Here is a 10,004-nt window from a genome sequence, read left to right on the forward strand (position 1 = left end):
CACCGTGCTCCTGAACTGGTGCGCGGTTTTCTGGAAAAGATTCTTGCTCCCAAGCAGGAGCGCACCATGAATGTGCCACAGCGAAACCGCAAGCGTGGGCAGGATGTAGAACTTTAAGCTGAATTTTTAGATGATATGACAATATAAGGAGCAATGCTTATGGATTTTGACCGTAATTCTATGACCGTCCCTGTGCAATCTTCCGATTATACGAATAAGTTCTTGCAAAAGGACTCGAATCTCACTACAATGGAGGTGGTCACTCAAACCAATGCCGTCAAGTCTCCGACTGACAGCCCAGCAACCACGAAGCTGGTGTACACGGTGGAAGAGATCGCACGAATGCTGGCCATCAGCCTGCGCTCTGCTTACAACCTGTGCAACAGCACCACCGAATTCCGTGTCCTGCGGGTAGGCGGAAGCATCCGTGTACCGAAAGACAGTTTCGATGCGTGGCTCTACCGGGCAGCTTGATAAGGAGGCAAACAGTATGGCATATATTACGAAGCGCGGCAACTCTTACAGCGTCCGATACACTTATGAAGATGAGCACGGCAAGAGCTGCGACAAATGGGAGAGTTTTCCCACAAAAGAGGAGGCAACAAACCGAAAAAAGCAAATCGAGCATGAACTGGCGGCTGGTACTTTCCTGATTCCGTCCTCTGTGACGGTAGCAGAGTTCCTCATGGATTGGCTGCCCAAGCAGTGCAGCAAACACAAGTGGGCACCCAAAACCTACGAATCCAACCTTTCCACCATTCAGAACCTTATTATCCCCTATATCGGCAGCATGGAGATGCAGAAACTCAAGCCCTACCACATGGAAAACCTCTATACGACCCTGAGCAAAACGCCCTGCGGTTCGTATATCGAGGGAAAGAAGCAAGAACTGACCGAAAAGCAGAAACAGCGGTTTCTTTCCGGCACGACTATCCATGAGGTGCACCGGCTGCTGGGAACAGCGTTCCAGTATGCCGTGGAGTGGGGAATCCTGATTAAGAGTCCTGTTCCCGTGGACAGCCCCAAGAAGTCCACGCAGGAGCGCTCCATCTGGACGGTAGAGGAAATGCGGGCGGCTCTGGACAGCATGGATGACCCTATCCTGCATCTGGCAGTCCACCTCACACTGGTGGGCGCACTGCGAGAGGGCGAGATCGTAGGTCTGACCCCAGAGGATATTGACTTTGACGCTGCGGACGGCATCGGAACATTCCGTATCAACAAATCCATGCAGCGAGTGCGTAAAGAAGCCCTGAATCAGGTAGACGACGGCTGCATCATCAAGGTATTCCCGGACAAGCTGGAACGCAGCACCACTTCTCTCATCCTGAAAAGCACCAAAACGGCGTCCTCCTGCCGTACCATCTTCATGACCTCTGCTCTGAAAGAGGAACTGAAGAAGTGGCTGAATCAGCTGGCGGCAGACGAGATGAAAGATCCGGCACGCTACCATGACAGCGGAATGCTGTTCCGTCTGCCCAACGGTCTGGCTGTGGAGCCTGTGCTGATTCGCAAAAAGTTCCTCAAATGGCAGGATGCACACCCGGAGTTCCCTCGTATTGTGTTCCACGGTCTGCGGCATTCCAGTGCGACCTATCAGCTGATGATCTCCGGCGGCGATGTGAAGGCCGTTCAAGGCACCACAGGACACGCTACGGCAGATATGCTGGTGAACACCTATGCCCATATCCAGCAGTCCTCTCGTGTAGAACTGGGCAGGAAGTTCGAGGAAGGGTTCTATGCTAAACAGGAAAGCCCCAGCCCGCAGGCTGTACCCGCCGCAGGCGAACCCACCATCTCCATGACGGCTCTCTTGGAATTGCTGAAGAATGCAGACCCCGAAGTAAAGGCGCAGCTCCGTCTGGCACTGCTGACCTGATGCAAAATTTACCACGCATTTCAAAGCAATTCCAGCCTATGCAGAGGATTCCTACGAAAAAGCCGACCGTGCAAAAATCGTGCATTGACCGTGCAGACCCCGATTTTTCGGGGTTACATAACAAAAAAGAACGCCAAATCTTACGATTTGACGTTCAAAATTTGGTGCACCTCCAGGGACTCGAACCCTGGGCCCACTGATTAAGAGAAACCAACGTGCAACAATCGTCAATTTTCAAAATTGCGTCAATTCGTTATTTTTATCGTTTTATCGTAAATTTATGTTTTGCATCTGCTGCATTCTTTGCATCTGTTGTTCCCTCTTGCATCCGTTATCCAGCCGTTCCGGTGTGCAAAAAGTGTGCAAAAATGTGCAGAGCCAAAATCAGCCCCTTAAAACAGGTATCGGATTTTTATGCAAAGCCGGGAAACCGGTCGGGTTCGAGCCCAAAACAGCAGCTGAAATCTTGCCTGTTTAGACCAAGCATCAAATGTACATCCACAACTACGATTCATGGCAGGGATTTGGACAACTGAATAGACACCGCCTTATTATATAGCAGGTACACTATGGAAGCATGGTGTATCTGCTCCTTTTGTTTTATCTAGGATACAGCGAATCAATAAGTCGTTCAAAATCTTCATGCAATTCATAACGCGCTAATTTTAGTTTGAAGGAATTATCGTAACTCTTGTCCTCATCTTTTTTCAACGCATTCCATGCTTCAATTTGAATATTAGTTAGCTTCGGTGCCGATGGATCATACTCATAATCAATTTTTTTATCACATTGCAATTCGGCAACTTCATTTAGTAACGTTTCTCCGTATGTTCGTTTTAATTCCTCATAACGTTGAGTATCGTCATAGTAAGCCGCATCCAGCTCTTTTAAGTCCCTAATGAACGTTGGAAACTGCTCAGCAATTAAGAGATTGTTGATAATGCGTTGATATGTTCCCGCTTGCTTTCCCCACTCAATGCAGTCATGCGAAGAACCTGTAATATATTTAATGACGTTCCCGGTTCCCTCAATGATTCCCAAATATTTACAAGTTCGTTCCATCTCAAATGTTTCATAGTCAGTTTCTCCTGTAAGGTAGCCAACGGTCACATTGAAAAAAGTCGCAATTTTTTTCATAGTTGGGTATTCTGGAAAACCAATCATTTTTCCTTTCGCTGATAAAGTTCCTACGTTTATCCACCTGCTGACATCTGCTTGATTGCCCACCCCAAAGGTTTCTTTAAATTTTTGCGCAAATTCTTTCTGTGTCCCAAAGTTCTTCTTGATAAGCTTTCCGAGGCGCTCATTCCAAATTCTGGCTAATAACTGCGTCTCATTCGATGTCTCGCAGCAATAATTAGTATTCATTTAAATTTTTCTCCTGCTTTCTACATAAATTATCTGTATTAGAATTGGCTTCATCATATTGACGTTTGTAAGCTTATCATATATACTGAAAGTGGTCAAGGGATTTAGAGCGTATTGACATCAAATGGTAACAATCTTAGTTATGGAAGTGAGGCAAACATTATGGAGCGTATTCCAGTTTCCGTCTTGTTGGCAAGTGATGGAAAAACCTGTGCACAAATCACACACATTCTCAAAATTTTGGGAAACGGCAGTATGCAAGAAGGGCTCCAAAACTTTTATGCTTATGCAGAAGGCCGCGGCCTTCTGCAAGACCGCTTACAAGGCGCAGCAGGTATGCTTTGTGCTTCAATCACTTTATATTTTATCCTTAACAGCTGGAAAATGAAACAGAGTCTTGATAATAAGGAGCACTCTCTTCAAACGGCTATCAAGGAAAGTTCCCAAATTGATGAAACCAATGTAGACGCTCAGGATTTTTCAAAACAGTGAGCGGCACAGCCGAGTTTCTATTATGAGCAGTGCACAAAAAAGAACTTAAATTTTCAGGCTTTTACTAATTGAAAGCATTCCCACACTGGTATATATTTAATAAAAATAAAATTGGGAGGACTTACATATGAGCGGACGTTTTTCTAATGTGGACTGGTGGTGCGATTATTGTGGTGCATTATTAAATTACCAAAATGGTTTTGATGACAGTAATGACACTTGGGCTTGCACGGAATGCGGCACAATTAATCGAATTTCTGCCTCCGAAATCTACGAATCCCATAAGGACTACAGAAAAAAGAATCATTTGGATTAACACGGAAAGGAAACAGCAATGCACGAAATTTTAGCAAAATCCGACCGTCAGCTGGGGATGTGCCTGCGGATGTTGTATGACGAGGAGATGCCCGGTCCGCTGGATGTCCACTCGGAAATCAACGACAAGGGCAAGATGGAGTTTCATGTGCTCCTTCCCGTGGATGACGAAACGTTTGAACGGCTGCAGAAGCGGTTTGAAACCATGGTGCGATAACCTGATTCTGATTTCCAAAACCTTGTCAAGAGGGCTGGCACCGTCCAGCCCTCTCTCTTTTTGCCAAAGTTTCCCTTGCCTTTTCTTGCAAGTTGCCAAAAGCAACGCGTTTTCAAAACTTTTTGTTGACACGGCTCGATTTTTGTGGTAATCTATCCCAACAATTGAATATAACATATTTTTACATATTCGTTCAGACCCTGCGGGATTGAACATCTTGGCTTTCAGCCGTTACATAACCGACTAGCATGACCTTCCAGAAAAAGCGAAGGCAGGGCTGGTCTGTTTTGTGACGGCTTTTTTGTTGCCGTTTTGCCCGTTGGACCTTGAAAACCGCATGACCGTCTGCATGGGATACCCGGCGATGACCCTGAGAAGGAGAGCCGGAAAACGCCGCCGGAAGGGGGCAGGAAAGCCATGCAGGGAGAACGGCAGGACGTTGATTTCTCAGTTGCGGAGTAAGAAAATGTGGTCAAAATGACCACATTTTCTTACCGTAACGCCAATGAAAGGACGGAATGCCTATGAGTAATTTTACCCCTGCATGGTTCAAGAAGGGCTTTTTCAACGAATCCCTGTTCTGTGACGATTTTCTGAGCATCCACCAGCTGCTTTACTCGAATGGCGCATTTTTCACCCCGGACGGCAGAATGGTGGACCCCATGCCCCTGCGGTGTGAGATCTTCGAGATGATGCGTGAATACGTTGGGGCGAACCTTGCCAAGAAGGTCACCAATGTGGTGGATGTGCTGAAGCTGGCGGCACAGGTGGAGGACTTTCCGCCTGTCACCGACCGCATCGCACTGGCAAACGGCACCCTGTATCTGGACGGCACCTTTCAGGAGGGTAAGCCGGAGATCGTCCGCAATCGGCTCCCGGTCAGGTATGACCCGAAAGCCCCACAGCCTGTCCATTGGCTGCGGTTTCTGTCCGACCTGCTCTACCCGGAGGACATCCCCACCGTGCAGGAGTTCATCGGCTACTGCCTGATTCCCAGCAACAAGGGCCAGCGCATGATGGTCATCAAGGGCAACGGCGGCGAGGGAAAATCGCAGATCGGTGTGGTGCTGTCCCGGCTGTTCGGCTGCAACATGAAGGATGGCAGCATCGGCAAGATCTCGGAGAACCGCTTTGCCCGTGCCGACCTCGAACACACCCTGCTCTGTGTGGACGATGATATGCGGATGGAAGCCCTGCGCCAGACCAACTATGTCAAGTCCATCGTGACCGCGCAGGGGCAGATGGACTTGGAGCGCAAGGGCAAGCAGAGCTATCAGGGCTGGATGTACGCCCGTCTGCTGGCGTTCAGCAACGGCGACCTGCAGGCTCTGTATGATCGCTCGGACGGTTTCTATCGCCGTCAGCTCATCCTGACCACCAAGGACAAGCCCTTGTCCCGTGTGGATGACCCGGACATTGCCGAGAAGATGGCGGCAGAGGTCGAGGGCATCCTGCTGTGGGCATTTGAGGGCTTGCAGCGGCTGGTGAAGAACGGCTTTCAGTTCACCGAGAGTGACCGTGCCAAGCGCAACCGGGAACTGGTGAAGCGGGACAACAACAATGTGTTCGATTTCCTCGAATCCGAGGGCTACATCCGCCTGAAGGCAGATGCCTGCACCAGCTCGAAAGAGCTGTATGAGGTCTACCGGATGTGGTGTGAGGAGAACAGCCTGAATGCGATCAAGGCCAGAGGGTTCAGCGATGCGCTGATCGCCAACCAGCGCAGGTATAATCTGGAATCCACCAACAACATCGTCAACTCGTCCGGGCGACGTGTCCGGGGCTTTTTCGGTATCGAAGCCCTTGTGCAGCCTGACCTCACCCCCAATGGCTGGCGGACGTGACCCCCATAAAGGAGAATATGGGCGTTTTGCTGCGTACGTGCGTACGCGGCAGATGCTTTTTCTCTGTACGCACGTACGCAGCGATTGACCGAAAACGCGCCATATAAGGGGCTTTGGTTGGTGGTCAAAACGACCACCAACCAATCCCATAGCGTTAAGTGCCGGAAAGCGGCACTTGCCAGCATCCACCCAAATCCCCAAAATGGGAATCAGGGTGAGATGGCCGTTATCAGACCGTCTATCTGCCTGTTACCATTTTGGGAACAGGCAAAATCAGTTGGTCATTTTGGCCAACTGAAAAAGCCGGACGAGCTGTGGGCAGGGATTCGCAAATCTTTGCCTGTCAGCTTGCCCGGTGCAGGAGTGCAGAGGACGCAGTCCTTTGCCCCAGTGATATGATGCTGTGCGTCATATCCTACTGGGTATTATCTGGCGCAAAATGGCGGCAGATCCAGCAGCTCCGCTGCTGCGTTCTCCCCGCCAAGCTGTTGAAACGGAGGGATGTCTATCTGAAGCTGACACGACACAACGGACGAGCCGGAGCACACGGCACTTACAACCCCAAGCACAATGACCGCAGTTTCAACCTTGCCAACAGTGAGCACATCGACCCGGAACGAGCCAAGGGCAACATCTACTGGGACTGCTTCCACGGTTTCCGTTCGGCTCTTGACCCACAAGACCCTGACGATCTGGCGGCAACCTTCTCGGACGTAGAACGGCAGTTCTACGAGACCCACTACACGGCCTTCATCGAAAGCCAGAACGAGCGCAACGCCAAGATCCGTCACACGGAGCGCAACCGCTCCATTCCCGACCTGCTGTCCAGCCGTAAGACTTGCCCGGAAGAGACCATTTACCAGCTGGGAACGCTGGATGACCACGCTTCGGCAGAGGACTTGCTGAACATCGTCACCGAGTTCATTGACGAGTTCAAGGCAAGGTTCGGAGACCATGTTCATGTGCTGGACTGGGCACTGCATCTGGACGAAAGCACACCCCACATCCACGAGCGCCATGTATTCGACTGCGAGAACAAGTACGGCGAGATCGCTCCTCAGCAGGAAAAGGCACTGGAAGCGTTGGGTTTCGACCTGCCCGACCCGGACAAGCCCCTCAGCCGCCGCAACAATCGCAAAATCACCTTTGATGCCGCCTGCCGGAAAATGCTGTTTGATATCGCCCAGCGGCACGGTCTGGAATTGGAGGAAGAAGCAGAATACGGCAACCGCAAATATCTGGAAAAGCAGGACTTCATCCTTGCCAAGCAAAAAGAACAGCTTGCCGCCCAGCAGAGCAAGCTGGATGAACTGACCCTGAAAGTTTCGGACATGGAGACCCTGCTGGAGGATGTTTCGGCTGCGGCCTATGACAAGGCGGTGGAGGTCGTGACGGACGTAGTGCGCACCGAGACCCGCAAAGAAGATATGCGGATGATCGAGGACACGAAGAAGTGGGTGCTGTCCCCGGAGCGCAAGGCTTCGCAGCCCACGAGAGAGTACGCCGCTCATCGGTTGGACACCGTGTTGGACAAGTTCCTCAAGACCATGCAGACCACCGCTGCCCGCCTGCAAGAGAAGCTGCTGAAGCCGGAAGTCCGGCAGAAGGGCAAAGAACAGGTCAAGGAGAAAGCAAGGGATTCGGTGCTGCAGCTGCTGAACCGCTTGCAGGCGGAACAGGCACAAAACAAACCAACGGCACAACCCCGCACACAGGAGGGGCACTCGGAAATCTGAACCTCATCGGGAAGCGTTCGGGGCAGAAAGCTGGCACTTTCTGCCCCGGCACCCGGTTACAAGGAAACGGAGGTCTGCCTATGAATTTGAATCGGCCTGACATGACCGAAGATGTGAAATCTAAAGATTATACGAATAAGTCCTTGCAAAAGGACTCGAACCCGGTTACAATGAAAGCGTCCAAATCCCCTGCCACAGAATCTTCTGACCAGACCAAAGCAGCCAAGCACGAACCCCTTGTTTACCGGGTAGAGGAGATTGCCCAGCTTTTGGCGATCTCTCCCCGTGCGGCGTACAACCTGTGCAACACCACGAAGGATTTCCGGGTGCTGCGCATCGGCACCAGCATCCGGGTGAACAAGCAGAGCTTCGACAACTGGTTTGCAGCGGTCTGAGGGAGGTAATCTATGGCATCTATTATGAAGCGCGGAGATTCCTACTCCGTCCGTTACAAGTACAAAGACCATTCCGGCAAACCCTGCGAGGGATGGGAAAGTTTCAAGACTAGGAAGGAGGCACAGGAGCGAAAGATCACGGTCGAAAAGGAACTGCTGGACGGCACATTCCTCGTCCCCGACACCATGACGGTGGAGGAGATGCTGTACAAATGGATCCCGATTCAGTCCACCAAGCACAAATGGTCCCCCAAGACCTACACCCAGTCTGTGGCGATGGTGCAGAACCTTATCGTCCCCTATATCGGCAATCGCAAGGTGCAGGAACTGCGCACTTACGACATCGAGAAGTTCTATGCCACCCTTGCCAAGACCCCTTGTGGGCAGTATGTTCACGGCGTAAAGCAGACCCTGACTGATAAGCAGAAGAAACGGCTGCTGTCCAGCACCTCTATCCACGAGGTCCACACGCTGCTGAAAACTGCATTCTCCTATGCAGTGGAGTGGGACCTCATCCACAAGATTCCCCTGCCCCGTGATGCCCCCAAGGTCAACATCGAGGAACGCACCATCTGGGACGAAAAAACCATGCTGGCAGCGTTGCAAACCATCGAGAACCCTGCCCTGCATCTGGCGGTGCACATGAGCATGATCCTTTCGCTCCGTGAGGGCGAAATTCTCGGCTTGCAGCCGAGTGATCTGGACTTTGATGCCGCCGATGGTCGTGGTACCATCTCGGTCAGCAAAACCATGCAGCGAGCCAACAAGGACGCTCTAGAAAAGCTCGACCCCAATCAGGTGTATCACACCTTCCCGGACAGGCGTGAGGGAAGCAAATCCTCTCTCATCCTGAAAAAGCCTAAGACCAAGAAGTCCAACCGCGTCCTGTATATGACGAAGCCCTTGAAGGAAGAACTTCTGGCATGGTTGGAAAAGCTGAAGCAGGACGAGCAGAACGCCCCGGAAAAGTACAGCAACTGCGGGCAGCTGTTCCGGCTCCCGGATGGTCTGCCCATTGCACCGGAGCTGCTCACCAAGTGGTATCGGCAGTGGCGCTCAGCGCACCCGGAGTTTGAGCAGATCGTGTTCCACGGTCTACGGCATTCCAGTGCCACCTACCAGCTCTTGCAGTCGGACGGTGACTTCAAGTCGGTACAGGGCAACACAGGTCATGCAACGGCATCTGTCCTGATGGACACCTATGCCCACACGCAGGACAAGCCCCGGTTGGAGCTGACCGAGAAGATCGAAGCAAACTTCTACTCCCAAGACCTGACCCCGGCAGCACCTGAGCCTCGTCAAAACGAAAAGCCGGCGGCAACAAAAATCTCCGGTAAGGAGATCCTTGAAACCATCCGGCTGATGGACGCAGACGAACGCAGAGAATTGACGAGAGCCTTGTTCGCCTAAAATTTCTTCTTTTTATGCAAAGGAAAGCAGGCTGTGCAAACCTTGCGCAGAAAAGCCCCTGATTCGGGCAAATGTGCAAACGGTGTGCAGAAAGTGTGCAGCCACTTTCCTACATAAAAAAGAACGCCAAATCTTACGATTTAGCGTTCAATATCTGGTGCACCTCCAGGGACTCGAACCCTGGGCCCACTGATTAAGAGTCAGTTGCTCTACCAACTGAGCTAGAGGTGCATATTATCAGGATGCGGTTTCAAACATCCTGATAACTATGAGTCGGCGACTACCTATTTTCACGCGCCGTTTCCAGCGAACTATCTTGGGCACGAGTGAGCTTAACTTCTGTGTTCG

Annotated in this window: 10 protein-coding genes and 1 tRNA gene; 9 read left to right on the forward strand and 2 right to left on the reverse strand. The window is 51.2% G+C overall.

Features of this window, described 5'->3' with window-relative positions; genetic code table 11:
- The first annotated feature begins 159 nt into the window (after positions 1-159).
- Positions 160-474, forward strand: a complete 315-nt coding sequence (locus C4N22_RS12595) for a helix-turn-helix domain-containing protein (RefSeq protein ID WP_055192342.1) — start codon at positions 160-162, stop codon at positions 472-474.
- 16 nt (positions 475-490) lie between these two features.
- Positions 491-1,879 (forward strand): site-specific integrase, encoded by a 1,389-nt coding sequence (locus tag C4N22_RS12600; protein WP_097839213.1) that lies wholly within the window; start codon positions 491-493, stop codon positions 1,877-1,879.
- 600 nt (positions 1,880-2,479) lie between these two features.
- Here C4N22_RS12600 and C4N22_RS12610 read toward each other — a convergent pair.
- Entirely contained in the window at positions 2,480-3,247 is a 768-nt protein-coding gene (locus C4N22_RS12610) for a hypothetical protein (protein ID WP_112149204.1), read from the reverse strand.
- Positions 3,248-3,409: 162 nt separating this feature from the next.
- On the opposite strand from C4N22_RS12610, the gene C4N22_RS12615 reads away from it, so the two are divergent.
- The 7 genes from C4N22_RS12615 (at position 3,410) to C4N22_RS12645 (ending at position 9,656) form a co-directional block, all read left to right on the forward strand.
- The gene (locus C4N22_RS12615; protein ID WP_112149205.1) at positions 3,410-3,739 is read left to right on the forward strand and encodes a hypothetical protein; all 330 of its coding nucleotides are present in this window, start codon (positions 3,410-3,412) and stop codon (positions 3,737-3,739) included.
- 127 nt (positions 3,740-3,866) lie between these two features.
- Entirely contained in the window at positions 3,867-4,055 is a 189-nt protein-coding gene (locus tag C4N22_RS12620) for a Sec23/Sec24 zinc finger-containing protein (protein WP_112149206.1), read from the forward strand.
- An 18-nt stretch (positions 4,056-4,073) separates the two neighbouring features.
- Complete coding sequence (locus tag C4N22_RS12625; RefSeq protein WP_112149207.1) at positions 4,074-4,271, forward strand: hypothetical protein; 198 nt, start codon at positions 4,074-4,076, stop codon at positions 4,269-4,271.
- Between the two features lie 524 nt (positions 4,272-4,795).
- Positions 4,796-6,115, forward strand: coding sequence for a DNA primase family protein (locus tag C4N22_RS12630; protein WP_112149208.1), 1,320 nt, complete (start codon positions 4,796-4,798; stop codon positions 6,113-6,115).
- Positions 6,116-6,510: 395 nt separating this feature from the next.
- A complete protein-coding gene (locus C4N22_RS12635) occupies positions 6,511-7,851 on the forward strand; it encodes a hypothetical protein (RefSeq protein ID WP_112149209.1) in 1,341 nt (446 codons plus the stop codon).
- An 80-nt stretch (positions 7,852-7,931) separates the two neighbouring features.
- A complete protein-coding gene (locus C4N22_RS12640; protein WP_112149210.1) occupies positions 7,932-8,246 on the forward strand; it encodes a helix-turn-helix domain-containing protein in 315 nt (104 codons plus the stop codon).
- A 12-nt stretch (positions 8,247-8,258) separates the two neighbouring features.
- A complete protein-coding gene (locus C4N22_RS12645) occupies positions 8,259-9,656 on the forward strand; it encodes a site-specific integrase (RefSeq protein WP_112149211.1) in 1,398 nt (465 codons plus the stop codon).
- A gap of 155 nt (positions 9,657-9,811) precedes the next feature.
- Here C4N22_RS12645 and C4N22_RS12650 read toward each other — a convergent pair.
- Positions 9,812-9,887 (reverse strand) — tRNA-Lys (locus C4N22_RS12650).
- Positions 9,888-10,004: the final 117 nt, after the last annotated feature.

Source organism: Faecalibacterium prausnitzii, from assembly GCF_003287495.1.
Lineage (GTDB): Bacteria > Bacillota > Clostridia > Oscillospirales > Ruminococcaceae > Faecalibacterium > Faecalibacterium prausnitzii_I.

Excerpts from the sequence above, each read along its gene's own strand:
- C4N22_RS12625 (WP_112149207.1), top strand. The coding sequence starts at position 4,074 with ATGCACGAAATTTTAGCAAAATCCGACCGTCAGCTGGGGATGTGCCTG.
- C4N22_RS12635 (WP_112149209.1), top strand. The coding sequence starts at position 6,511 with ATGATGCTGTGCGTCATATCCTACTGGGTATTATCTGGCGCAAAATGG.
- C4N22_RS12640 (WP_112149210.1), top strand. The coding sequence starts at position 7,932 with ATGAATTTGAATCGGCCTGACATGACCGAAGATGTGAAATCTAAAGAT.
- C4N22_RS12620 (WP_112149206.1), top strand. The coding sequence starts at position 3,867 with ATGAGCGGACGTTTTTCTAATGTGGACTGGTGGTGCGATTATTGTGGT.
- C4N22_RS12630 (WP_112149208.1), top strand. The coding sequence starts at position 4,796 with ATGAGTAATTTTACCCCTGCATGGTTCAAGAAGGGCTTTTTCAACGAA.
- C4N22_RS12645 (WP_112149211.1), top strand. The coding sequence starts at position 8,259 with ATGGCATCTATTATGAAGCGCGGAGATTCCTACTCCGTCCGTTACAAG.
- C4N22_RS12610 (WP_112149204.1), bottom strand. The coding sequence starts at position 3,247 with ATGAATACTAATTATTGCTGCGAGACATCGAATGAGACGCAGTTATTA.
- C4N22_RS12600 (WP_097839213.1), top strand. The coding sequence starts at position 491 with ATGGCATATATTACGAAGCGCGGCAACTCTTACAGCGTCCGATACACT.
- C4N22_RS12595 (WP_055192342.1), top strand. The coding sequence starts at position 160 with ATGGATTTTGACCGTAATTCTATGACCGTCCCTGTGCAATCTTCCGAT.
- C4N22_RS12615 (WP_112149205.1), top strand. The coding sequence starts at position 3,410 with ATGGAGCGTATTCCAGTTTCCGTCTTGTTGGCAAGTGATGGAAAAACC.